The sequence below is a fragment of the Methylobacterium sp. J-078 genome (assembly GCF_022829285.1).
Classification (GTDB): domain Bacteria; phylum Pseudomonadota; class Alphaproteobacteria; order Rhizobiales; family Beijerinckiaceae; genus Methylobacterium.
The window spans coordinates 1-23,632 of the sequence record NZ_JAKSYI010000036.1 but is presented as its reverse complement, the minus strand read 5'-3'; the positions used below and the strand labels follow the sequence as shown (position 1 = coordinate 23,632).

At 70.1% G+C, this 23,632-nt stretch carries 21 protein-coding genes and 2 pseudogenes; 12 read left to right on the top strand and 11 right to left on the bottom strand.

What is annotated here, in order from left to right:
• Positions 1 to 11: 11 nt before the first annotated feature.
• A complete protein-coding gene (locus MKK58_RS03105) occupies positions 12 to 1,271 on the bottom strand; it encodes an efflux RND transporter periplasmic adaptor subunit (protein WP_243910706.1) in 1,260 nt (419 codons plus the stop codon).
• Between the two features lie 88 nt (positions 1,272 to 1,359).
• Here MKK58_RS03105 and MKK58_RS03100 point away from each other — a divergent pair, with 88 nt between their 5' ends.
• Positions 1,360 to 1,959, top strand: a complete 600-nt coding sequence (locus MKK58_RS03100) for a TetR/AcrR family transcriptional regulator (protein ID WP_243910705.1) — start codon at positions 1,360 to 1,362, stop codon at positions 1,957 to 1,959.
• Positions 1,960 to 2,000: 41 nt separating this feature from the next.
• On the opposite strand, the gene MKK58_RS03095 is transcribed toward MKK58_RS03100, so the two are convergent.
• A complete protein-coding gene (locus MKK58_RS03095) occupies positions 2,001 to 2,414 on the bottom strand; it encodes a RidA family protein (protein ID WP_243910704.1) in 414 nt (137 codons plus the stop codon).
• A 142-nt stretch (positions 2,415 to 2,556) separates the two neighbouring features.
• Between MKK58_RS03095 and MKK58_RS03090 the strand changes: the two genes are divergently transcribed.
• Positions 2,557 to 3,153, top strand: a complete 597-nt coding sequence (locus tag MKK58_RS03090) for a TetR/AcrR family transcriptional regulator (RefSeq protein ID WP_243910703.1) — start codon at positions 2,557 to 2,559, stop codon at positions 3,151 to 3,153.
• A gap of 13 nt (positions 3,154 to 3,166) precedes the next feature.
• Here the strand turns inward: MKK58_RS03090 and MKK58_RS03085 are convergent.
• Both MKK58_RS03085 and MKK58_RS03080 read right to left on the bottom strand, forming a co-directional pair.
• A pseudogene (locus tag MKK58_RS03085) lies at positions 3,167 to 3,703 on the bottom strand (SDR family NAD(P)-dependent oxidoreductase); the annotation flags it as partial.
• A gap of 78 nt (positions 3,704 to 3,781) precedes the next feature.
• Entirely contained in the window at positions 3,782 to 4,519 is a 738-nt protein-coding gene (locus MKK58_RS03080) for an SDR family oxidoreductase (RefSeq protein WP_243910702.1), read from the bottom strand.
• Between the two features lie 101 nt (positions 4,520 to 4,620).
• Between MKK58_RS03080 and MKK58_RS03075 the strand changes: the two genes are divergently transcribed.
• The 6 genes and pseudogenes from MKK58_RS03075 to MKK58_RS03050 all read left to right on the top strand — a co-directional run.
• Positions 4,621 to 5,520 (top strand): LysR family transcriptional regulator, encoded by a 900-nt coding sequence (locus MKK58_RS03075; RefSeq protein WP_243910701.1) that lies wholly within the window; start codon positions 4,621 to 4,623, stop codon positions 5,518 to 5,520.
• Positions 5,521 to 5,965: 445 nt separating this feature from the next.
• The gene (locus tag MKK58_RS03070) at positions 5,966 to 7,060 is read left to right on the top strand and encodes a toxic anion resistance protein (RefSeq protein WP_243910700.1); all 1,095 of its coding nucleotides are present in this window, start codon (positions 5,966 to 5,968) and stop codon (positions 7,058 to 7,060) included.
• On the top strand, positions 7,057 to 8,622 hold the full coding sequence (locus MKK58_RS03065) for a vWA domain-containing protein (RefSeq protein ID WP_243910699.1): 1,566 nt from the start codon (positions 7,057 to 7,059) through the stop codon (positions 8,620 to 8,622). The genes MKK58_RS03070 and MKK58_RS03065 overlap by 4 nt, the downstream gene beginning before the upstream one ends.
• A gap of 2 nt (positions 8,623 to 8,624) precedes the next feature.
• A complete protein-coding gene (locus MKK58_RS03060) occupies positions 8,625 to 9,314 on the top strand; it encodes a 5-bromo-4-chloroindolyl phosphate hydrolysis family protein (protein WP_243910698.1) in 690 nt (229 codons plus the stop codon).
• On the top strand, positions 9,305 to 10,420 hold the full coding sequence (locus MKK58_RS03055; RefSeq protein ID WP_243910697.1) for a substrate-binding domain-containing protein: 1,116 nt from the start codon (positions 9,305 to 9,307) through the stop codon (positions 10,418 to 10,420). The genes MKK58_RS03060 and MKK58_RS03055 overlap by 10 nt, the downstream gene beginning before the upstream one ends.
• 107 nt (positions 10,421 to 10,527) lie before the next feature.
• Positions 10,528 to 10,635: pseudogene (locus MKK58_RS03050) on the top strand (transposase); the annotation flags it as partial.
• Positions 10,636 to 10,852: 217 nt separating this feature from the next.
• Here the strand turns inward: MKK58_RS03050 and MKK58_RS03045 are convergent.
• A complete protein-coding gene (locus MKK58_RS03045; RefSeq protein ID WP_243910696.1) occupies positions 10,853 to 11,896 on the bottom strand; it encodes an LLM class flavin-dependent oxidoreductase in 1,044 nt (347 codons plus the stop codon).
• A 4-nt stretch (positions 11,897 to 11,900) separates the two neighbouring features.
• Positions 11,901 to 12,890, bottom strand: coding sequence for an ABC transporter substrate-binding protein (locus MKK58_RS03040; protein ID WP_243910695.1), 990 nt, complete (start codon positions 12,888 to 12,890; stop codon positions 11,901 to 11,903).
• Positions 12,891 to 13,476: 586 nt separating this feature from the next.
• Between MKK58_RS03040 and MKK58_RS03035 the strand changes: the two genes are divergently transcribed.
• Genes MKK58_RS03035 through MKK58_RS03025 form a run of 3 tightly spaced genes read left to right on the top strand, consistent with a single transcriptional unit; the run spans position 13,477 to position 16,069 of the window.
• Positions 13,477 to 14,574 (top strand): methionine ABC transporter ATP-binding protein, encoded by a 1,098-nt coding sequence (locus MKK58_RS03035; RefSeq protein WP_243910694.1) that lies wholly within the window; start codon positions 13,477 to 13,479, stop codon positions 14,572 to 14,574.
• On the top strand, positions 14,564 to 15,229 hold the full coding sequence (locus tag MKK58_RS03030; protein ID WP_243910693.1) for a methionine ABC transporter permease: 666 nt from the start codon (positions 14,564 to 14,566) through the stop codon (positions 15,227 to 15,229). The genes MKK58_RS03035 and MKK58_RS03030 overlap by 11 nt, the downstream gene beginning before the upstream one ends.
• Before the next feature lie 45 nt (positions 15,230 to 15,274).
• Complete coding sequence (locus MKK58_RS03025; protein WP_243910692.1) at positions 15,275 to 16,069, top strand: MetQ/NlpA family ABC transporter substrate-binding protein; 795 nt, start codon at positions 15,275 to 15,277, stop codon at positions 16,067 to 16,069.
• Between the two features lie 10 nt (positions 16,070 to 16,079).
• Here MKK58_RS03025 and MKK58_RS03020 read toward each other — a convergent pair whose 3' ends face one another.
• The 5 genes from MKK58_RS03020 to MKK58_RS03000 form a co-directional block, all read right to left on the bottom strand.
• Positions 16,080 to 16,835 (bottom strand): ABC transporter ATP-binding protein, encoded by a 756-nt coding sequence (locus MKK58_RS03020; RefSeq protein ID WP_243910691.1) that lies wholly within the window; start codon positions 16,833 to 16,835, stop codon positions 16,080 to 16,082.
• Positions 16,836 to 16,857: 22 nt separating this feature from the next.
• On the bottom strand, positions 16,858 to 17,664 hold the full coding sequence (locus tag MKK58_RS03015; RefSeq protein ID WP_243910726.1) for an ABC transporter permease: 807 nt from the start codon (positions 17,662 to 17,664) through the stop codon (positions 16,858 to 16,860).
• A 62-nt stretch (positions 17,665 to 17,726) separates the two neighbouring features.
• Positions 17,727 to 18,731, bottom strand: coding sequence for an aliphatic sulfonate ABC transporter substrate-binding protein (locus MKK58_RS03010; protein WP_279578197.1), 1,005 nt, complete (start codon positions 18,729 to 18,731; stop codon positions 17,727 to 17,729).
• A 35-nt stretch (positions 18,732 to 18,766) separates the two neighbouring features.
• On the bottom strand, positions 18,767 to 20,131 hold the full coding sequence (locus tag MKK58_RS03005) for an LLM class flavin-dependent oxidoreductase (protein ID WP_243910690.1): 1,365 nt from the start codon (positions 20,129 to 20,131) through the stop codon (positions 18,767 to 18,769).
• 12 nt (positions 20,132 to 20,143) lie between these two features.
• A complete protein-coding gene (locus tag MKK58_RS03000) occupies positions 20,144 to 21,361 on the bottom strand; it encodes an acyl-CoA dehydrogenase family protein (RefSeq protein WP_243910689.1) in 1,218 nt (405 codons plus the stop codon).
• A 309-nt stretch (positions 21,362 to 21,670) separates the two neighbouring features.
• Between MKK58_RS03000 and MKK58_RS02995 the strand changes: the two genes are divergently transcribed.
• Positions 21,671 to 23,068 carry an LLM class flavin-dependent oxidoreductase gene (locus MKK58_RS02995; RefSeq protein ID WP_243910688.1) on the top strand — a complete coding sequence of 466 codons (1,398 nt, stop codon included), beginning with the start codon at positions 21,671 to 21,673 and terminating at the stop codon, positions 23,066 to 23,068.
• Positions 23,069 to 23,632 lie beyond the last annotated feature (564 nt).

The window sequence follows — 23,632 nt, the reverse complement described above, 5'->3', positions numbered from 1 at the left end:
GGCGCCGGCCGTCAGCGCTGGGCGAGCTGGCGCGCGGCGGATGCGGCGTCCTGAGGCCGGGCGCCCATGGTGACGAGCTCGGGCCGCAGGAGCATGCCGGGGCGAACCCGCTGCAAGCCGTTCACGATGATGCGCTCGCCGCCGGACAGGCCCGAGGTCACGACGCGGAGCCCGTCGACCGCCCGGCCGAGGGTGACGGCGCGGAACTCGGCGCGGTCGTCCGCACCGACCACGAGCACGAACTTCTTGTCCTGATCCGTGCCGACCGCCCGCTCGTCCACGAGGAGCAGCGATTGAGGCGCGGCCTGACCGAGGCGCATGCGCGCGAACTGGCCGGGGATGAGATGACCGTCGCCGTTGGCGAAGCTGGCGCGGACCCGGATGGTGCCGCTGCGCGCGTCGACCTTATTGTCGATGAACTGGAGATGCCCGCCCGCCCGGGCGCCATCGGCGGTGACCATCTCGACCGGGATACGATCGAGTTTGCCGCGCTTGCCCGACGGTTCGGCGAGCGACGCCAGCGCCTTGAGGACGACGGTCTCGTCCGCGTCGAAGCTGGCATAGACAGGATCGACCGAGACGAGGGTGGTCAGCACGGCCGCACCCGCGCCGGTGGCGACGAGGTTGCCCGGCGTGATCTCGCGGCGTCCGACGCGGCCGCCGACCGCAGCGCGGACCTCGGTGTAGCCGAGGTTCAGCCGCGCCGCTTCCAGCGTCGCTTTCGCCGCATCGAGACTCGCCTTGGCTTCCTTGAAGGCGTTAGCGCGGACATCGAGGTCGCGTGCCGTGACGATCTGTTGGCCCGACAACCGCTGCCCGCGCTCCAGGTCGCTTGCAGTCAGAGCGACGCGCGCCTCGGCGCCGGCGACCTGCGCCTCCAGGCGCTGGACCTCGGCAGCGTAGGGCGCGGGGTCGATGGTCACGAGTAGGTCGCCGGGCCGAACCAGCTCTCCCTCGGCGAAGTGCGTGGCCTGGATCGCGCCGCCGACACGCGCGCGGACATCGACCCGGTCGACGGCTTCCAGGCGGCCAGAGAACTCGTCCCAGAGAACCACCGCCCGAGGCGCGACCGTGGCGACTGGAACTGACATTGCCTGCTCGGCCGGCGTCGGGGCGGCGACTGCCTCGGTCCCGCGACCCGTCAGGGATGGCATGAGCGGGACGGATGCGCCTGCCAGCAGGGCGAGAGCGATGCCTACACCGAGGCTGCGCCGGACGCCGGAACGGGTAGGAGGAGAATGAGGCGCAGGGTTCACGACCGGCTCCGACATGTGTAAAGCTCGATACAAATGTCGGCATGGACGCCGGCCGTCAAGAGACTTATCTACCACTCGATATAAAAGTTGGAGCCTGCAGACAATGGTGATGGGGCGGCCCCGGTCCTTCGACATGGACAAAGCCCTCGACGAGGCGATGGAGGTTTTCTGGCGCCATGGTTACGACGGCGCCAGCCTCGCCATGCTGACGAAGGCAATGGGCATCAAGGCGCCGAGCCTTTACGCGGCCTTCGGCAGCAAGGAAGGCCTGCTCAAGGCAGCCCTCGACCGCTATGCGCTGCGGCGGTCCGAGCACATGCGCTACGTACTCGCCGGTCCCACGGCGCGCGATGTGGCGGAACGCTTCCTGAGCAGCATCGCCGAAAGCCATACCGACCCGGCCAATCCGCCTGGCTGCCTCCTGGTCCAGGGCGGCCTTGCCTGTGGCGCCGGCTCGGAGAACATTCCGTTCGAGCTCGCGTCGCGGCGGGCGCAGACGGAGACGGAACTCCTTGGACGCTTCGCGCAGGCCAAGGAGGACGGCGATCTCCCGACTGATGCCGACCCCGTGGCGCTGGCGCGGTTCCTGTCGACGGTCGCCTCCGGCATGGGGGTCATGGCGTCGTCCGGCGCGAACCGCGACGCCTTGCGCGCGGTGGCATCCGTCTCGCTCAATGCTTTTGCGAGGAGCGGACAGGACTAGCGCACCGGACGATCGCAGGGGCGCTCGGCCCGTGCGGCGATTCAGGGATGCGGGCTGACCGATCGCTCGGGGATGCGGGCGATAGCCTTGATCTCGAAGTCGAAGCCGGCAAGCCAGGTCACGCCGACCGCAGTCCAGTTGGGATAGGGCGGCGCGCCGATCGCCCGATCGCGCACCGCCATCACCGTCTCGAACTGCTTCTCCGGATCGGTGTGGAAGGTTGTCACGTCCACCACGTCGTCGAAGCTGGCGCCAGCGACCTGCAGCACCGCATTCAGGCGGTCGAAGGCGAGCTGCACCTGGATGGCGAAGTCCGGCTCGGGCGAGCCGTCCTCGCGGCTGCCGACCTGGCCGGACACGAAAAGCAGGTCGCCGGACCGGATCGCCGCGGAGTAGCGGTGCATCTCGTAGAGCGCCTGCCGGCCGGGCGGAAAGATCGCGTCGCGCTTCGCCATGATCTGCCTCTCATTCGTATCGACCGGGATCGCGCCGCGGACGGCGGAGCGAAATTCGTATACGCTCCGTATGCAGGACGATGGTCGCATACGGAGCGTATGTCAATGTGCATACGTCGCGTATGCGAAATGGGGGCGGTCGATGCCGGCTGGACGACGGGCGCAAATGATGAAGGAGACCCGCGCCAAGCTCATCCAGGCGGCGCGGACGGCCTTCGCGGAATTGGGCTACGCGGAGGCCTCCATGGACGATCTGACGGAGGCGGCCGGGCTGACACGCGGGGCGCTCTACCACAACTTTGGCGGCAAGAAGGGACTGCTCGCGGCGGTGGTGGAGCAGCTCGACGCCGAGATGGTGGCCAAGGCATCCGCAGCACGGGATGTGGCGGATACGCCCTGGCTCGGCTTCCTGGCGGAAGGGGTCGCCTATATCGAGCTGGCCCTGGAGCCTGAGATTCAGCGGATCATGCTGCGCGACGGCCCGGCCGTGCTCGGCGACCCCTCGCGATGGCCGGGACAGAGCGCCTGCCTGCGCACGACGACGGTGACGATCCAGGCAATGATTGATGCCGGGACTGTGCGCCCCGTGGACGCCGAGGCCGCCGCCCGGCTGATCAACGGAGCCGCCCTCAACGCGGCCCTCTGGGTCGCAGCCTCCGACGAGCCGCGCATCGTCCTGCCCAAGGCGGTCGAGGCGTTTCGCTGTCTCGCCTCCGGCCTGCTCGGGGCCGGAGCCTGAACGCGCGGGCGCATCATGGCGCGACGGGTCGAATGATCGGATGCAGCAAGGCGTCGAGCCCGGTCCGGTGTAGCATCTCGGCCCGCAGCCGGTCGGTAACCGCAAAGCCCACCGCAGCCCCGTCCTGCGTAGGGTCGACGACGGCGCGCGCCACGAGGGCCGGGTCGGCGTCGTCCGGGACGATGTTGGCGAAGGCTGCCTGCACGCGGGCATCGAAGCCCGCATAGGGCCTGCTGCCTCATAGGCGGCCGCGCACGTCGCGTCCTCGGGCTGCCCGGCATGGGCGAAGTGGGTTCCTGCCCTGGGTGAAGGCGCCCGGCACCAAGATGGAGGTCTCGATGCCCCAGAGCGCGAGTTCTCGCGCCAGGGTGACCGCCAGGGCATCCATTCCGGCCTTGGCGGCGAAGTAGGGGCTGAGATCGGGCGGCGTGCCGCCGGCGACGCTGCTGGAGGCGTTCCAGATCAGGAGCCCGCGGCCGGCCTTACGCATGTGCAGAAGGGCGGCGCAGTTGACGCGCTGCGTGCTCAACACGTTCACATCGTACTGCTCGACGAGTGCCCGGGCGGCGAGACTTCCGAAGCCGCTGGACGCGCCGGTGACGAGGATGATCTGGCCATGTCCTACTCCTCAGATGGCGCCGCCATTGGCACGCAGAACCTGCCCGTTGACCCAGCCGCCGTCCGGGCCGACGAGGAAGGCGACGACGGCGGCGATGTCGTCCGGCTGGCCCAGGCGCCCGAGCGGGGCCGCCTTGGCGATCCGGTCGACCAGTTCCGGTGGCTTGCCGTCGAGGAACAGCGCCGTGGCGGTGGGGCCGGGCGCTACGGCATTGACGGTGATGCCGCGCGGGCCGAGCTCCTTGGCCAGGATGTGAGTCAGCGCTTCGACGCCGGCCTTGGTGGCGGCGTATACGCCGTAAGTGGGTTGGTAGAGCCCGACGACGCTGGAGGAGAAGTTGACGATGCGCCCGCCGTCCCTGAGGCAGCGCGCCGCCTCGCGCAGGGTGTTGATCGTGCCCTTCAGGTTGATGGAAAGGTGACGGTCGACGAGATCGTCGCTACTCTCTGCCAATGGGGCTAGGTTCATGATTCCGGCATTGTTGACGAGGACGTCGACGCCGCCGAAGGCGGCCTTTGCAGCCTCGAACATCGCCGCGACCTCGGCCGCCACGCTGACGTCGGCACGACAGGCCATGGCCGTGCCGCCATTGGCCTGGATCTTCCGAACGAGTTCATCGGCCGGCTCGGCCCGGCCCGCGTAGTTGACGACGACCGCCAGTCCTTCAGCGGTCAGACGCTCGGCGACGGCGGCACCGATGCCGCGGGAGGAACCGGTGACGATGGCGCAGCGCTGGCCTTCCACCATGATGTCAGTCTCCGTGGGAATGACCGCGATTTAAGCTCTGGCCGACTGCTCTGGTCTATGCTCGATTTCCGGCACGCATTCGTCGGAAATCCGGAACAATCATGGACAGGATCGAAGCCATGCGCGCTTTCGTGCGCATCGTGGAGCGGCGCAGCTTCGCCAAGGCCGCGCACGATCTGGCGACGTCGCGTTCCCGCCTGTCCGAGGTCGTCCAGCGACTAGAGCGGCAGGCGGGCGTTCGTCTCCTGAACCGGACCACCCGGCACGTGTCGCCGACGCCGGAAGGGGAGGAGTACGTCCGGCGCTGGCTCGCGATCCTGACCGAGATCGACGCGGCGGAGGCGGCCATCGCGGCGACCGCACCGGCCGGCCCGCTAAGGGTGGATGTGCATGGAACGATGGCACGCCACTTCCTGCTCCCCGACCTTCCGGAGTTCCTGCGCCTCTATCCCGGAATCCAGTTGCACCTCGGCGAGGGAGACCGGCTGGTCGACTTGGTTGCGGAAGGGATCGACTGCGTGATCCGGGTCGGCAAGCCGGCCGACAGCAGCTTGGTCGGGCGGCAGCTCGGCGCCATCGAGGAGGGGACCTTCGCAAGTCCTGCCTACCTGGAGCGGCACGGCGTGCCGACGTCGCCGACATCGCTGGCCGGACACCACGTGGTCGGCTTCGTCTCCTCGCTGACCCGGGCCGTGCTGCCCCTGGAGTTCCGGATGCCGGACGGGACGATCACCGTGCCGCTGCCGGCCTCCGTCACCGTCAGCGCTGCGCCTTCGTACGTGTGCCTCGCCGTGCAGGGGATGGGGTTGATCCAGGTACCGCGCTACCGGGTCGCCCACGAGCTGGCGACCGGCGCCTTGGTCGAGGTCCTGGCCGACACGCCGCCCGAGCCGAGTCCGGTCTACGTCCTCTACCCCGCGGGCCGTCATCCGTCGTCACGAACCCGCGCGTTCGTGGATTGGGCCTCAGCGCTGCTTGTGCCGAAGTTCAGGCGGGATTGAAACGAATGGCGTACGGGTCTGCTTTCCGCGCCCGCGTTGCCGAGACCTGCCCTTCCGCTTCCCGCTGATTTCGTTGAAAAACTCGGAATCAGTCCACGGCAGTACCGCGAGCGGCGACGATTAGAGAAGGTTTTTCTGCCGTTTGCTCAGGATACGCTGCAATTGTGGGCGCGATTCATCGACGAAAGAAAAACATTCTCAAGCGACATACGTTGAGCCACGCTTGGCGCGCCGCCTGGAAGTTTTTCAACAAAATCGTGCGAATTCGAGCTCGCATCTTTCGTGTCATATCGCTGTCATCAAACATTCATCAGATCGAGACGCGATCGAGTTCGACACAAGGCCGTGCGCTGCAATCCGGGCTCACCGCCAGAGGCTGTGCGCCGCGCTCCTCCGGCACGAGATGCAGCGTTTGTGAGCATCGCGGCCAAGCTGGGAGATATGAGTGATCGACCAAGTGCAGCTTCGATCCCACGATCGTGCGGGCCTGGCGAACGCGACCCGCGGGGTGGAAACCGATCCGGCCCTCGTCCAGCGGATTCGCCGGGAGATCAAGCTCGACGACCGCTCTGCGCTGACGACCTACGGCGACCAGGCCCAGCGCGGCGTCGCCGCCTTCGCCGACGCCATCCTGCGCGACACCATGAACAAGGATTCGGGGGCCGTCGGCGAGCTCCTCTCCGACATGATCGTGAAGGTGAACAGCCTCGACCCGGGTTCCCTCGGCAAGGCGGGCCTCCTCGACAGGCTCTGGGGCGGGGCAAAAGCCAAGGTGCTGCGCTTCAAGGAAAAATTCTCGTCGCTGGCCGCGCAGGTCGACCGGATCTCCCTGGAGCTCGAACGCCGCAGCGACGACCTGCGCCGGGACATCGCGATGCTCGACGGGCTGTTCGACCGCAATCTCGTCCAGATGCGCGAACTCGAAGCCTACATCGTCGCCGGCACCGAGATCGTGGAGGAGGCGCGCCGGGACCAGCTTCCCGCCCTCGAAGCGGAGGCCAGGGCGGCCGGGGACGGCATCGAGGGGCAACTCGTCGCCCAGAAGGCGTCCGACCTCGCCCAGACCGTCGAGCGGCTTGAGCGCAAGGTCCACGACCTCAAGCTCAGCCGGATGATCGCGATGCAGACCATGCCGCAGATCCGGTTGGTGCAGAACGGAGACGCCGCCCTCGTCGAGAAGCTGCAATCCTCGATCGCCACGACGATCCCGACCTGGAAGAACGGCATGACCATCGCGCTGGCGCTCCACCGCCAGGACGAGGCGCTGAAGCTTCAGCGCGAGGTCTCGGACACCACCAACGCCCTGCTGCGTAGCAACGCCGAGAAGCTGCGACAGGGCACGGCCGGCATCGAGCGCGAGGTCCAGCGCGGCATCGTCGACATCGAGACGCTGACCCACGTGAACCGGCAGTTCATCGAGACCATCGACGAAGTCCTGGCGATCCAGCGAGACGGCCGCGCCAAGCGGCAAGCGGCCGAGGCCGAACTCGTGCGGATCGAGGGCGAATTGAAACGCACGCTGCTGGGTCGGCCGGCGTGAGGCGCCTCCTCCGCCACGGTCTCGCCGCCGTCCTGCTTTCGGCGCTCGGCGCCTGCGGCGGTCCGCCCCTGGACTTCGTGATCGCCTCCGGCTCCGAGAACCGGACGCTGGAGCCGATCGTCCAGGATTTCTGCCGCGCCCGGCGTGTGACCTGCCGCTTCGACTATCAGGGCTCCCTCGATATCGGCCTCGCGCTGTCCCACGAGTCTGCTGCCTTCGACGCGGTCTGGCCGGCCAACGCGATCTGGATCGAGCTGTTCGACCGCGACAAGCGCGTACGCGACCTGACGCCGATTGCGCGCTCACCGGTGATTCTCGGCCTGCGCAGGAGCAAGGCCGAGGCGCTCGGCTGGATCGGGCGGCCGGTGGCGACGAGCGACATCGTCGAGGCGGTCAGGGATAAGAAGTTGAGCTATCTGGCGAGCTCGGCCACGCAGTCGAATTCGGGCGCCGGCGCCTATCTCGCCATGCTCTCGGCGGCGCTCGGGTCGCCGGACGCGATCACGTTGGCGGATCTGAAGACGCCGGGGATGCAGGACACGGTCAAGACGTTGCTGTCTGGCACGGCTCGCACGGCCGGATCGAGCGCCTGGCTCGCCGATCTTTACCTCAGGAGCCTGGAGGGCGGCACGGCCTATGACGGGATGTGGAACTACGAGGCCGTGCTCGCCGAGACCAATGCCGAGCTCAAGCGGCGCGGGGCGGAGCCGCTCTACGCGATCTATCCGAGCGACGGCGTCGCGGCCGCGAATTCCCCGCTCGGCTTCGTCGACCGCGGCAAGGGCGTGCCGGCGCGCAATTTCTTCGACGCCCTGCAGAAGCACCTGCTCTCGGCGGAGGTCCAGACAAGGCTCGTCGCTCTCGGCCGGCGCCCCGCCGTCGGCGAGGCACGCAGCGCCGTGCCCGATCCGAGCTGGAACTACGATGCGTCGCGTCTGGTCGCACTGATCCGGATGCCGGAGCCCGCCGTGGTCCGCGCGGCGCTCGACCTCTACCAGGAGGCACTGCGCCGGCCCTCGCTCACGGTCTACTGCCTCGACTTCTCGGGAAGCATGGGAGGCCCGGGCGAGGACGAACTGAAGAAGGCCATGCGCTTCGTGCTCTCGCATGACGAGGCCTCGCGCGTCCTCGTCCAGAACGGACCGGCCGACCGGATCGCGGTGATCCCGTTCGACAGCCGGGTGCGCGGCGTGACCCGCGGCAGCGGCTCGACGGCCGATGCACCGACCCTGATCCGGGCCGTGGAGAGCAACGATGCGACCGGCGGCACCAACATCTATGCCTGCGCCAAGGCCGGCCTCCAGGAGATCCGCGACACGCCCGACACGGGCCGCTATCTCCCGGCGATCGTCCTAATGACGGACGGGCGTAGCGAGAACTACCAGCAGGACTTTCTCGACGCGTGGCGCAATGCCGGAGCCGACATCCCGGTCTTCGGCGTGACCTTCGGCGACGCCGACAAGACGCAGCTCGATACCCTCGCCGACGCCACGCGTGCACGGGTCTTCGATGGGCGCACCTCGCTGCGAGAGGCGTTCCGCGCCGTGCGGGGCTACAATTGAGCGTGCCCCGGCTGTCCGCACTGAGGTCATCGGTCGACCTCTGGGCCGGCCTCGCCGGCGGCATTTTTGCCCCGGTGGCGAGCTTCGGGTTCGGCCTGCCGCTCTGGGCCTCGCTGCCGGGTGCGGTCCTGATCTTCGTCGGCACGCGCCTCGCCTTCGCTCCGCGCGGTCTCTTCGAAGAGCTCGATGGCAAGGCGCTCGATGGCAAGACGCTCGACGCGGCCGGCCTCGACCTCGCCCGCGAGGTCCTCACGGCGGCGCAAGTCGATCTCGCACGGCTGCGCGCCGCGGCGCACGCCGTGCGCGAGCCGTCCGCCCGCCGCGACCTCGATCATCTCCACACCGTCGCCGCGCGGGTGATCGGCGAGGTCGAGCGGACGCCGAGGCGCCTGTCGAGCGTACGGCGCCTCCTCACCTACTATCTGCCGGCGGCGGTGCGGCTCGGCGAGGGCTACGGGGTGCTGGAGGGGGCCAACCGGCCCGACCACGCCCGGCTCGATGCCGCCGGGGCGCTGATCGGACGCCTCGACACCGTCTTCGCCCGCCACGCCGACCGCCTCAGCGCGCCTGAAATCGAAGGCCTCGATGTCGAATTGAAGCTGCTCGCCGATGCGATCCGCACGGAGGAGCGCAGTTCTCCGGACATGTCCACGGAATCCCGTCCTGCGCCGGAGCCGTCGCCATGGCGCTGAACCGCCGCAACCTCGGCATCGGCCTGCTCGCCAGCGGCATCGCGGGCACCACGGGCGTCGCCCTGGTCGGCCCCAGGAGGATCGAGGGGCTGATCACCGGCACGAACCCCGATCAGGTCGCCCTGTGGGGCTTCATCGGCGGCGAGAAGCTCGACTTCGTGAAGAACCCGAAGGTGCGCGATCTGCTCTCGCGCCGCTACGGCCTGACCCTCGACGCGCGCCGGGCCGGCTCGGTCGAGATGGTGAGCGACGCTGCCCTCACCCGGCAGGGGCCGCAATGGCTTTGGCCCGCGAGCTCGGTGATGGCACAGCTCGCCCGGCGCAACGCCCTGCCGGTGCGCCGCGACGACGTCGTCTTCAACTCGCCGCTGGTGATCTACAGCTGGTCCCCGGTGGCCGAGGCGCTGGAGAACGCCGGCTACGTCGAGCGGCGTGAGAACGCCTTCTACATCGTCAAGATGGCCGAGCTGATGGAGGCCATCGTCAAGCGCCTGTCCTGGAAGGACCTCGGCGTACCGGACCTCTACGGCCGCGTGATCGTCACGACGACCGATCCGCTGAAGTCGAACTCCGGCTTCAGCTTCGCCGCTCTTCTCGCCAACCTCTTCTCGGGCGACGTCGCCAGTCCGGAATCTGTAGTCCGCGATGGCGACAGGATCGCGACGATCTTCGACCGCATGGGCTACAAGGAGGCGTCCAGCGGCACGCACTGGAACAGCTACCTGACGGAGGGGATGGGCGGGAAGCCGCTGATCGCCGCCTACGAGAGCCAGCTCGTCGAGTTCATCCTCGCGAACCCGGAGCGCTGGAACGCACTGAAGAGTGCCAGGATCCGCCCGGTCATGCTCTACCCCGCGCCGACCGTGACCTCCTCGCACCCGATCATCAGCCTCGCCGCGGCGGCGGACCCCCTCGTCGCGGCCCTGACCGATCCGGACTTGCAGGAACTCGCCTGGAGCGAGCACGGCTTCCGGGGCAAGCTCGGCAGCGTGGGGCGCGGCGGCCCGTCGGTCGAGGGCTTGAGCCAAACCGTGTCGAGCTTGGTGCCGATGCCGGATGCGGCAACGATGCTGGCGCTGATGCAACGGCTCGGAGCACCGAGCTGATTGAATGCTATAAGTCTGTCGATTGTGCGTGACCCTGACCCAGCAAACCGGCCCACGCTGAGCGCAAATTTTTCGGGCATCCTGAACCCTGAAGGAGGGTGGATGCCATGCCTCGCAAACGCTTCACGAACGAACAGATCGCCTTCGCCCTGCGGCAGGCGGAGAACAGCGCCTCGGTGGACGAGGTCTGCCGGAAGATGGGCCCTCGCCGGCCTCGGCTACGCTCTGGCCCGGCGCCTTCCGCGCCCGGCCCTGGCAGGCGCCTTCGACCTGCCGACGAACCGCCGGATCGAACGGCCGCTGATCGGGGGCGCGGCCCTGTTCGGGATCGGCTGGGGCCTGTCGACGGGAGCGCGGCCCGTGATGGCCTTCGTCGCCGCCATGCTGGCGGGCATGGCGGGCCACCAGCGCTTCGTCGCCCGCGCCTGAGCCTCAGCGCACCCGGGGCAGGACCTCTTCGGCGAAGCGGCGCATCTCGGCCTCGAACGGCTGGAATTGCAGCATGAAGAGCTCGATGCCGGCGGCATGGAAGGCGTGGATGCGGGACGCGACGGTGTCGTAGCTGCCGACGAGGCCGGCGGCGGTGCCGCCGTTGGTCCCGACATGGCGGGAGGCCGCGGCGTCGGTCTTGGCGAACATCACGCTCGCCGTGTCCGTACGCGCCCGGGTGTCCGCCCGCAGGCCCGCGTCGCGGTCGGCCAGGGCTAGGAGGCGCGCATGCTCGTCCTGCGCCGCCGCATCGGTCTCGCGGGCGATGACGAAGGCCGAGAGCCCGTAGCGCAGGGGGCCGTTGGCAGCGGGCCGGCGGGCGACGTCGGCGATCAGCGCCGCGACATCCGCGAGGGGCTGGCCGTTGATGAACCAGACGTCGGCTTGGCTTGCCGCCAGCGCCCGAGCCGGTTCGGATTCCCCACCGAGATAGATCGTCGGGCGCGGTCGGAAGCTGCCGGCCGGGCGCAGCTGGTAATCCGACACCTGAAAGTGCGGGCCCGCATGGGTGACGCGCTCGCCCCGCATCAGCCGGTCGACGAGGCCGATCCATTCGGCGCCGTAGGCGTAGCGTGCGTCGTGGGCCGGAAAGGGCAGGCCGGCCCGCTCGAACTCGGCCCGGTTCCAGGCATTCACGAGGTTGAGGGCGAAGCGCCCGCGGGCGATGTGCTCGATCTGCAGGGCCATCTTGGCCAGGACCACGGGGTGGTAGAGCCCGGGCTTGATCGCCGCGATGATCTCGATGCGCCGGGTCAGGGCGGCGAGCGCGGCCGAGGCCGTCCAGGCCTCGAGCTGATCGCGCCCGTCGTCGTAGGGGTTGGCGGTGTGCTGGGCGACGAGAACGGCGTCGAAACCGAGGGCTTCGGCCTCCAGCACCAGGGCGCGGTTGCGGTCCCAACTGGCGTCGTCGGGCTCGTCCGGATCGTGGTGGGCGGCGCGGGAGCCGTGCACGGCCGCCCAGATCCCGAAGCGGAGCGGATGGGTCATGCGCTCAGCCCCGTTCCGCCGCTGGCTGCCAGGTCTTCACCGCGGTCGCATCGAGGTCGCGGGGAATCAGCTTGGCCTCGCGGAAGGTGTCGGCGATGGCCTGCTGCTCGCCGAGTTCGGACCGCGCCACCGGCGTGACCTCGTAGGTCCGGCGCCGGTTCACGGTGGCGACCACCTCCGGGGAGAGGTCGCCCCAGATCGGCGCGAGGAGCGCCACCGCCGCATCGGGCTCGGCCTTGACCCAGCGTCCTGCCTGCCGGAGCGCGTCGTAGACGATCCCGACGACCCGCGGGTTCTCGGCCACGAAGCGGTCGTTGGCGAGGTAGTAGCGGTGGTAGCTCGACAGGCCGGTGGCGTCGGCCAATACCCGCACCGGCCGCTTGGCCTGGGCGATGGCGAGGAACGGGTCCCAGATCACCCAGGCGTCGAGGCTGCCCTGGCCGAAGGCCGCCAGACCCTCCGGCGCCTGGAGATAGGCCGGCTTGATGTCGGTGAAGGCGAGGCCCGCCCGCTTGAGGGCGGCTGCCAGGATGAAGTGGCAGCCCGACCCGCGCGAGACGCCGACCGTGCGGCCCTTCAGGTCGGCGATGGAGCGGATCGGCGAGTCCTCGGGGACGATGATGGCTTCCGCCGAGGGCGAGCCGACCTCGCGGGCGTAGAAGGTGAGCGGCGCATCGGCGGCCTGGGTGAAGATCGGCACCGCGTCGGCGACATCCGCGTGCAGGTCGACCGCGCCGGCGTTCATCGGCTCGATCACGCTGGTGAAGAGGTGCCAGGAGGGCGCGAAGCCCAGGGGCTTCAGGCGCTCGTCCAGGCTACCCTTCGCCTTCAGGATGGTGAGCAGGGTCGAGGAGCGCTGGTAGCTCAGGCGGACGGTCCGCTCGGCAGCGTGGAGCGCCGGCATCCCGAGGGGCGCCAGCGCTGCGGCCCCGAGGCCGGCGCGCAGGATCGTGCGGCGCGACAGGACGGTCCCGCGCGGCGTGTCGTCGGTCATGAATCGTCTCCGGATGGGAAGTCTTGCACGGAGCAAGTCCCGCAGTGCGCAAGTCCCGCAGTGGAAAGTCTCGTGGGACAACGTCGCGCACCGCGCCGCCGACGATCTTCGCGGGACCGTTCGCGGATCACTTGTGCCGTTGCTGTGAGATCACGATCTCGTGCCGAAGATTTACCGGCGCGCACCAAGATTTCGCAAGAAAATGGTTTTTCGAATTTGCGCGCTTTCGTGGGGGAATGCGCCTGCGGATCGACAATGCTCGAGAATGATGGCGGTCCAGGACCACATCGCGGGGTGATGCGGCTCACCCCCCCCTCTTTCCACCGGGAGGCATTCATCATGGCCAGGAGCGGGATCACGCCTCCGGTGCGCGGATCGCTGGCCCGGGGAAGACCCTTCTCGCGCGACCGTCCGACACCACGGCTTTCATCCTCGGCGGCGTCGCAATTTGGCCTCTGCTTTCATTGACTGGATGCGGACTGGTCGTGGATAAATGAAGCTCATTCCTGTGCTTCAAGAGACCTGACCTCGTCTTCCGGCTCCCGAGATCGGCAAGCGCGGGGCCGGGCCGCGGATCATCCCGTCCATGCCGTCGACCATCCATTCCGCCGAGGCCGTGATCCGCTTCGAATCCGTCTCGAAGACCTACGCGCCCCGGCGCAACGGGGCGGCGGTCGCCGCCCTGGACGGCATCGACCTCGCGGTTCCGGCCGGGTCGATTCTGGGCATCATCGGGCGCTCGGGTGCCGGCAAGTCGACCCTGATCCGCCTGATCAACGGCCTGGAGCGGCCGAGTGCGGGCCGTGTCTGGGTCGGGGATGCCGAGGTGTCGGCCCTACGCGCACGCGAGCTGCGCGCCCTGCGGGCCCGGGTCGGGATGATCTTCCAGCACTTCAACCTGCTCTCGTCCCGGGACGCCGCCGGCAACGTCGCGCTGCCCCTGGAGATCGCCGGCTGGGCACCGGTCGCGATCCGGGCGCGGGTCGCCGAGTTGCTCGATCTCGTGGGGCTCGCCGATCAGGCGGGGCGCTATCCCGCCGAACTGTCGGGCGGACAGAAGCAGCGCGTCGGCATCGCCCGGGCCCTGGCGACGCGGCCGGAGGTGCTGCTCTCCGACGAGGCGACCTCGGCCCTGGACCCCGAGACCACCCGGTCGATCCTGGCGCTCCTCGCGCGCATCAACCGGGAGCTCGGCCTCACCATCGTGCTCATCACCCACGAGATGTCGGTGATCCGCGCAGTGGCCGACCGCGTCGCGGTGATCGAGCACGGCGCCATCGTCGAGCAGGGCTCGGCCTTCGACGTCTTCACCCGGCCGCAGGCCGAGATCACGCGCTCCCTCCTCGCGGGAGAAATGGGCCATGGGCTGCCCCCGGCGCTGGCGGCGCGGATCGGGGCCGGCGCACGGCCGGGCGCGACCGTGGTGCTGCGCATCGCCTTCGAGGACGCCCCGGACGGCACCGCGATCCTGGCGCGGCTCGCCCGCGACACCGGCATCGAGGCCGCGATCCTGGCCGGCACCGTGGACGAGATCGGCGGGCGTCCGTTCGGCTCCCTGGCGATCGGGCTGCCGCCGGCGCCCGACGTGGCGGCACGGGCGCGGGCCTATCTGGCGCAGCACGGCATCGACAGTCAGGTCCTCGGATACCTGCCGCCGGCCCAGGAGGCGTTCCGTGTCGCCTGAACTGATCCGCCTCCTCGTCCAGGCCACCGGCGACACCCTCACGATGGTGGCGCTCGCCGCCTCCCTCGGAACCCTGTTCGGCCTGCCGCTGGGGATCTTCCTGGCGACGAGCCGGCGGGGAGAACTCCTCGCCGCGCCGATCGCGAACGCCGTGCTCGGTTTCATCGTCAACGCGACCCGCTCGACGCCCTTCATCATCCTGGTGGTGGCGATCATCCCCTTCACCCGGCTCATCGCCGGCACCTCCATCGGGACCCTCGCCGCCACGGTACCGCTCACGGTGGCGGCGACGCCCTTCCTGGCGCGCCTGATCGAGGCGGCGATCCGTGAGGTCGATCCGGGCCTCGTGGAGGCGGCCCGCGCCTTCGGGGCGAGCCCGGGGCAGATCATCGCCAAGGTGCTGATCCCCGAGGCGCTGCCCGGCATCGTGTCGGGCCTGACCCTGGCGGTGGTCTCCCTTCTCGGCTTCTCCGCCATGGTCGGCGCCGTCGGCGGCGGCGGCCTCGGCGATCTCGGCATCCGCTACGGCTACCAGCGCTTCCGGCCCGAGATGATGCTCGCCGTGGTCGTCGTCCTCGTGGTCCTCGTCCAGGCGGTGCAGACCGTCGGCGAGGGCCTGGCGCGGCGCCTGAACCGGCGCATCCGGCAGGCCTGACGCGCCCCTTCGCACCCCTCCCGCCCCCAACCCGGACGATCCGCCATGCTGCGCGCCCTGACCCTCGCCGCCCTCCTCGCCGTGTCCGGCTCGGCTGTTACCGCTCCAGCGCGGGCCGAACCCCTGACGCGGGTCCGCATCGGGGCGACCCCGGGGCCGCACGCGCAGATCCTCGAGGCGGTGAAGCCGATCGCGGCGAAGCGGGGGCTCGACCTCCAGATCATCGAGTTCTCCGACTACGTCGTGCCGAACGAAGCCCTCTCGGCCGGCGAGATCGAGGCGAACTCGTTCCAGAACCAGCCCTTCCTCGACAACCAGAAGGCCGACCGGGGCTACCGGATCACCGGTATCGGCCTCACGGTGAACTTCCCCCTCGGCATCTATTCGAAGCGCCACAAAAGCTTCGACGCGGTGCCGAACGGCGGCACCGTGGCGATCCAGAACGACCCGACCAATGGTGGGCGCTCGCTGCTGCTCCTGCAGGACAAGGGCGTGATCAAGCTGGCCCCCGGCACCGGGTTCAAGCCGACGGTGGCCGACATCGTCGAAAATCCGCGCAAGCTCCGCTTCATCGAGGTGGACGCGGCCCAGACGCCCCGCGCCCTCGACGACGTGGACGCTGCGGCGGTCAACACCAACTACGCGACGCCCGCCGGCCTCAAGCCCTCCGACGCGCTCCTGAAGGAGGAGCCGAAGGGGCCCTACGTGAACATGCTGGCGGTCCGCGAGGCCGACAAGGACAAGCCCTGGGTCAAGGCCCTGGTGGAGAGCTACCGCACGCCGGAGACCAAGGCCTTCGTGGAGACGACCTTCGGCGGGGCGGTGCTCACGAGCTGGTAAGCCGCGCCGGTCAGGCGGTCTGCGCCACCGGACGCGGGGGCGCGGCGAGGGACTGGTCCAGCAGGGCCCGCAGGGTGCGCGCGGTCCGATCCTGGGCCGCCGCGTCACCGGAGCGAGGCGCATCGAGCGCGACCGTCTCGTGGATGCGGCCGGGATGGGGGCGCATGACCACGACCCGGTCCGCGAGGGACGCGGCCTCGGCGACGTCGTGGGTGACGAGGAGGATGGTCGGGCGGGTCTCGGCCCAGAGCGCCAGCAGATGGCGGTGCAAATCTTCGCGCGTGACGGCGTCGAGGGCCGAGAAGGGCTCGTCGAGCAGGAGGACCCGGGGGTCGGCCACGAAGGCCCGGGCGATGGCGACGCGCTGCTGCTGGCCGCCGGAGAGCTCGCGCGGCCAGCGCCCCGCATGGTCGGCGAGACCGACGCGGTCGAGGGCGCGGGCCACCCGGGCCCGGCGCTCGGCCGCCGGCCGGTCGCCGAGGCCGAACCCGACATTCTCGGCGATGCTGAGCCAGGGCAGCAGCCGCGGCTCCTGGAAGACCAGGCCGAGCCCGGGATGCGGGCCGTCGATGGTGGCGCCGTCGAGCCGGATGGAACCCGCCGTCGCCACGTCGAGGCCGGCCACGAGGCGCAGGAGGGTGGTCTTCCCGCAGCCCGAGCCACCCACCACGGCGACGATCTCGCCCGGCGCGAGGGAGAGGGTCAGGCCGGAGAGCGCCCGCGTCCCGTCCACGTAGGTCTTCGAGAGGTCCTGGATCGTCAGCATGTGGTCGGTCCGGAAGAACAATCTAGAGGACGCCGCGGCTGACATCCTGCCAGCGCAGGAGCGGCCGGGTCGCCAGGACGAGGAGACCGTCGGCGAGCTTGCCCAGACCTGCGAAGGCCAGGATGGCGGCCAGAATCTGGTCGGGCTTGCCGAATTGCTGGCCGTCCACCAGGAGGTAGCCGAGCCCCTCCGAGGCGCCCATCAGCTCGGCCGCCACCACGAACAGGAAGCCGAGCCCGAGGCCGGTGCGGAGCGCCACCAGGGTGCCGGGCAGAACCGCCGGCAGGAGGATGCGACGGGCGAGCGCGAGGCGCGACAGGCGGAAGATGCGTCCGACCTCCACGAGCTTGCGATCCACCGACGCGATCGCGCCGGAGACCCCGACATAGACCGGGAAGAACACTCCGACGGCGATGAGCACGACCTTCGGCGTCTCGAGGATGCCGAGCCAGAGGATGAAGAGCGGCACCCAGGCGAGCGAGGGCACCGCCCGCAGGGCCTGAAGACTGGGATCGAGAAGGTGCCGGGCGAGCGGGAGCGTGCCGGTGAGGGCGCCCACGAGGATGCCAGCCCCAGCGCCGGCCACGAAGCCGAGGGCGACGCGCAGCAGCGTCGCCTGGACGTGCAGCCGGAGATCCCCGGTCTGGGCCAGCGCCAGCAGCGTCCCGAGGACCCGGCTCGGCGGCGGCAGCAGCCGCCCCTGGGCGAGGCCTGACCGGATGGCGAGCTCCCAGCCCAGGGCGAGGGCCAGGGGGATCAGGATGCCGAGGACGAGGCGCCCGCCCGTGCGACCGGCACCCCGTCGCCAGGATCGGCTCAGCCCGGGCATTGCCGGAGCGGTGCCGTCGCCTCCCGTGCCGGACGCGAGGAGCGGGGACGCGGTTCCCGCGCTCACCGCTCGGACCCGGCTGTGAAGCGGGGATCGATCAGCCCGTCGACGGCCGCAGCCACGTCGGTCTCCGCCGGGATCACGCCGGCCTGCTGAAGGGCGACACCCGCCGCCCGGATGCTCTCGGCCTGGACCCGGCCGATCTCGGGCCGGCTCAGATCGGTGCGGGCGAGCTGGCGGGCGATCACGGCTTCGGGCAGCTTGGTCGCGGCCACGAGGGCGCGCGTCACGGCCTCCGGGTTGGCGATCGCATAGGTGCGCGCCTGCTCGTAGGCGGCGATGACGACTTTCACGAGGTCCGGATGGGCCTTGGCGAAATCCTCGCGCACGTCGAGGACGCCCCAGGTGTTGGCGGCCGGGTCTCGGAAGAACAGGCGGGTGCCGCCCTCGATCTCGGAGGCCGCCATCATCGGGTCGAGGCCGGCCCAGGCGTCGACGTCGCCGCGCTCCAGGGCGGTGCGACCGTCGGCATGCTGGAGCAGGACGAGCTTGGCGTCCTTCTCGGTGAGCCCTGCGCCCTGAAGCGCCCGGATGAGGAAGATGTGCGGATCGGTGCCCCGCGTCACCGCGATCCGCTTGCCCTTGAGGTCCGCGGGCGTCCGGATGCCGCTGTCCTTCGTGGTCACCAGGGCGGTCCATTCCGGCTGCGAGTAGGCGTAGATCGCCTTGACCGGGTTGCCGTTGAGGCGCGCCAGCAGGGCGGCCGCCCCGGCCGAGGAGCCGAAGTCGATGGCCCCGCCGTTCAGGAATTCCAGCGCCTTGTTCGAGCCGAGCGACTGCGTCCAGCGCACGGCGATGCCCCGCTCCTTCAGGGCGGATTCGAGGAAGCCCTTCTCCTTCAGGACGAGGCTGACCGGGTTGTAGGTCGCCCAGTCGAGGCGAACCTCCGTCACCTCGGCGGCCTCGCTCCGCCGGGCCGCGCCCAGCGGCAGGAGGGCCGTGCAGACGGCGGCGAGGAGGAAGCGGCGGGTGAGGGAGATGTGGCGGCGCCGCGGGCGGATCGTCATGGGCTCAGTGTCCTGGTGCGCAGAGGAGGGACGGGTCACGGGGCGGTCGGCACCCGGATCGCGGCGGCGGGGTGGCGATGGGGCGGTCGCGGCAGGCCGAGGTTTTCGCGAAGCGTGCGGCCCTCGTAATCCGTGCGGAACAGGCCGCGGCGCTGGAGCTCGGGGATCACCAGGGCGGCGAAATCGTCGAGGCCGCCGGGCAGCGTCGGCGGCATGATGTTGAAGCCGTCCGCGCCGTGGGCCTCGAAGCGCTCCTGCAGCGCGTCGGCGATCCGGCTCGGCGTGCCGACCAGGGTCCAGTGCCCGCGGGCGCCGGCGATGCGCAGATAAAGCTCGCGGATGGTCAGCCCCTCGCGCCGCGCCAGCGTCAGCATCAGGGCCTGCCGGCTCTTGCCGCCCTCGGTCTCGGGCACGTCCGGCACCGGGGCCTCGTCCGGATAGGCCGACAGGTCGGCGCCGGCGAGCTGTTCGAGGAGCGAGCGGCCGACCACGGGGTGGATCAGGTCCTGCAATTCCCCGTAGCGGTCCTGGGCCTCGCCCTCCGTGCGTCCGACGACCGGGAAGGCGCCGGGCATGATCTTGAGGTGATCGGGGTCGCGCCCGAAGCCGGCCATGCGGCCCTTCACGTCGGCATAGAAGGCGGTCGCGTCCGCCAGGGTCTCTTGCGCGGTGAAGACGATTTCGGCGGTGCGGGCGGCCAGCGCCTTGCCGGCCTCGGAGGAGCCCGCCTGCACCACGACCGGATGACCCTGCGGCGGGCGCGGCACGTTGAGAGGTCCGCGCACCGAGAAGTGCGCGCCCTCGTGAGCCAGGAGGTGCAACCGGTCCGGGTCGAAGAACCGGCCGGACTCCCGGTCGCGCACGAAGGCGTCGTCCGCGTAGGAATCCCACAGGCCCCGGACCACGTCGACGAACTCCTCCGCCCGGGCGTAACGGTGGGCATGGGCGAGGTGGCTCTCGCGGCTGAAGTTCCAGGCCTCGCGCGGGTCAGCGGAGGTCACGAGGTTCCAGCCGGCCCTGCCCTCGCTGAGGTGATCGAGGGAGGCGAACTTGCGGGCGACGTGGAAGGGCTCGTTATAGGTGGTGGAGGCCGTGGCCACGAGGCCGATCCGCTCGGTCACCGCCGCGAGGTGGGAGAGTAGGGTCAGGGGCTCGAACTGCCCGACATAGCGGATCGCCGTGCGGCTGAGGGCGTCGATGTCTTCGCCCCGGACCGCGACACCGTCGGCGAGGAAGATCAGGTCGAACTTCGCCGCCTCCGCCGTCCTGGCGATCCGCCGGTAATGCGCGGCGTTGACGCCGGCATCGGCCTGGGCGGACGGGTGGCGCCAGGCCGCGACGTGGTGCCCGCCGGGATACAGGAAGGCGCCGAGGCACATGCGGTCGGAGCGGGCCGGCATCGCGGGCTGACCTCAGGCCGAACCGACGCGGTATTCGCGCGGCGGCGCGGTGCCGTTGACCGCGAAGGCCCCGACGATGCGGTCGCGGTAGATCCGCGGATTGTGCGAGGCGATGGTGCGGGCGTTGCGCCAGTAGCGGTCGAGGCCCAGGCCCTCCTTCACCGCCGAGGCGCCGAGCGCGTCGAACAGGCCGGTGGTGGCCTCCAGCACGAGGTTCGTCACCACCGTGACCGCCTGGTTGACCTCGACGTCGGCGAGCGCCGCCGGCGCCGTCGCGTCGGCCCCGGCGCGGCGGCCCTCGAACACCCGCTGCAGCGCCTCGGCCGCCTTCAGCACGATGGCGCCGGCCGCGTAGGCGTTGCCCCGGACGCGGCCGACCACCGCCTGAATTTGCGGGTCGTCGCCGGTGCGGGCCGCATTGCCGTGGCTGTAGACGCGCCGGCGCTCGGCCACGAGCCGGGCGACGTCCTCGGCCGCGGCCCGGCCGATGCCGGCCAGCGTCGCCAGATGCACGAGCTGGAAGAACGCCATGGCGTAGGGGAAGCGCGCCGGGTCCGGCTTGATCCAGTCGGGCGCGACCACGACCCCGGTGAAATGCGCGGTGCCGCTCGCGGTCAGCGCCTGCCCAAATCCGTCCCAGTCGTCGACGATCTCCACGCCAGGGGCCCGGGTCGAGACCGCCGCGACCACGGGCGCGCCGTCCTCGTCCTGGGCCGAGAGGTGGATCCAGTCGGCGAAGAGCGAGCCGGTGGTGTAGAATTTCCGACCGTCGACGACCCGCTCGGCCCCGCGCCGGCGGAGAATGGTGTCGAACTGGCCGACCTTGGCCTCCCCGGTCTCGGAGACGCCGCTGCCGATGGTCTCCCCGGCGGCGATCCGCTCGGTCCAGCGCGCCCGCCATTCGGGCGAGGTCGAGCACAGCACGTCCTCGGTGAAGCCGAAATGCGCGCGCAGCGCGTTGGTGACGTTGGAGTCAGCCTGCGACAGCTCGATCAGCAGATTGAACAGTTCGGGCAGGCTCGCCCCGTGCCCGCCCGCCGCTTCCGGCAGCCGAAGGGTGGTGAAGCCCGCCTCCTTGAGCCAGCCGATCTCGGCATGCGGCAGCCGGCGCGCGCCGTCCCGCGCCACGGCGGTGGCGCGGATCTCGGCGAAGGCCGGGCGAAAGCGCGCGGCGAGGTCTTCGTAGCGGGCGCTCGGGCCGGCACCCCAGCCCGCATCCGTTTGCGACATGATCCTGCAATCCCGTCCTGAGCCGGCTGAACCCTCGGGCAGCCGTTGTTGAAATCCGGGATTACCGTTCGAAACTCAAGTCTTCGTCGGGCAAATGATGTGCTTTCGCATGCATTTGGGACACATATCTCCAGGAAAATCTTTGCAAGAACAAACCTCCTCTGGACGATGCGATTCAAAAAAGAAGGTTCTTGTTGACCGGACGTCCGGGACCAATACCCTGAACTTCCTGGTCACTCGCCTGCCCGTGCTTCCCGCCTGCCCGGGCGAGACCCGGCGAGGCCACGCCCGCTGCAGACGGATCCTTCGATGACGACGCGCCGAGAATTGCGGCTGAACGCCTTCCAGATGGCCTCGCCGGGCCACACCTGGGCCGGCCTGTGGCGGCACCCGCGCGACACGGGCAGCGCCTACAACAGCCTCGACTACTGGGTGGACCTCGCGCGCACCGCCGAGCGCGGCCTCTTCGACGGAATCTTCCTCGCCGACGTACTCGGTCAGTACGACGTCTACGCCGGCACCGCCGACGCGGCCCTGGCGCGGGCCGCCCAGGCCCCGAACCTCGACCCGTTCCTGGTGGTGCCCGCCATGGCGCAGGCGACCCGCCATCTCGGCTTCGGCGTCACCGCCAACCTGACCTACGAGCACCCCTATCCCTTCGCCCGCCGGATCACGACCCTCGACCACCTCACCGGTGGCCGGGTCGGCTGGAACATCGTCACCGGCTACCTCGAGAGCGGCGCCCGCGGCATGGGCCAGGACACGGCCCGGGCGCACGACACACGCTACGAGGCGGGGGACGACTTCCTGGAGGCCGCCTACAAGCTCTGGGAGGGCAGCTGGGAGGCGGGCGCCGTCCGGCGCGACCGGGCCGGCGGCGTCTTCACGGATCCGGCACGGGTCCACCGCATCCGGCACGACGGTCCGTACTACCGCGTCGACGGCCGGCACCTCGCCGAGCCCTCGCCCCAGCGCACGCCGGTGCTCTACCAGGCCGGCACGTCGAGCCGGGGCAAGATCTTCGCCGGGCGCCACGCCGAGGCCGTGTTCCTCAACGGCCAGACGAAGCCGCTGGCCGCCAAGGCCGTGCGTGACCTGCGCGAGGCGGCCCGCGCCGCCGGGCGCGACCCTTACGATATCCGCATGTTCCTCGGCGCAACAGTCATCGTGGCGCCGACCCGCGCCGAGGCCCTGTCCTTACGCGACGAGTATGCGCGCTACATCGACGTCGAGGGCCAGCTCACCCTGGTCTCGGGCTGGACCGGCATCGACCTGTCGGTCCTGGGTCCCGACGAGGCCCTGGCCTACGTCAAGACGAACGCCATGCAGTCCCTGGTGGAGACCCTGACCCAAGGCGGCGAGCGGCCCTTCACCCGGGCCGATTTCGCCGCGTTCGGCCCGCGCGGCGCCCGCGCGCCCTTCATCGTCGGCGCGCCCTCGGAAGTCGCCGACGAACTCGTCGCCTGGGCCGAGGCCACCGACGCCGACGGTTTCAACCTGACCCGCGCGGTGGCACCCGAAACCCTGGAGGCCTTCGTCGACCTCGTCGTCCCGGAACTCCAGACGCGCGGCGCCTTCAAGACCCGGTACGCGGAGGGCACGCTGCGCGAGAAGCTGTTCCCGGGCAGCGGGCCGCTCCTCAAGGCGAGCCATCCCGGCGCGGGCTTCCGCCGAGACGTGTCGAAGAGCTTGCTCGCTGCGTCATGAGATGAGCGCAGGCGTCCGGCTCGTCGCAAGCCCGCTCTCGGTGTCTCCGGAGCAAGCGTCCGCTTTCTCAACGCGCCAACCAAAGGCAGACGGGCAACTATCCACCCGACCCGGTCGTTGGCCTCTGCCTCGGCAGCCTAGGAGGTGACTTTCCGAGATTCGGCAACAGGTGGCGACCGGACTTTGGGCTCTGGGCCGCGACGCACCGCATCTCGACCAAAGCGAACCTCGCACGCACGCGGCTCAAATTCGCGTAAACGCGTTTATGGACCGTCGCGCCGCGTCTCGCCGACTGCAAATCGAAGCATCTTCTTCCGACCCTCCTCTCGCTGCATGATCGCCTGCCCAACCTGCCACAGAGGGGCGCGGGCCAAGGCGAGCATCGCAGGGGAGCCGATTTCGGCGATCGCGTCGTGAGCTTTCATGCCCTGTTCACCCGCGAGGCCGGCGCAGGCCCGCAGCGCACGATCATCCTGCCGCTCGACGGAGCGGGCTGGCACACCGAACCAGGACTGCGCCTGCCCCATGGCGTGCGGCTCGTCTACCTGCCGCCCGACACCCCCG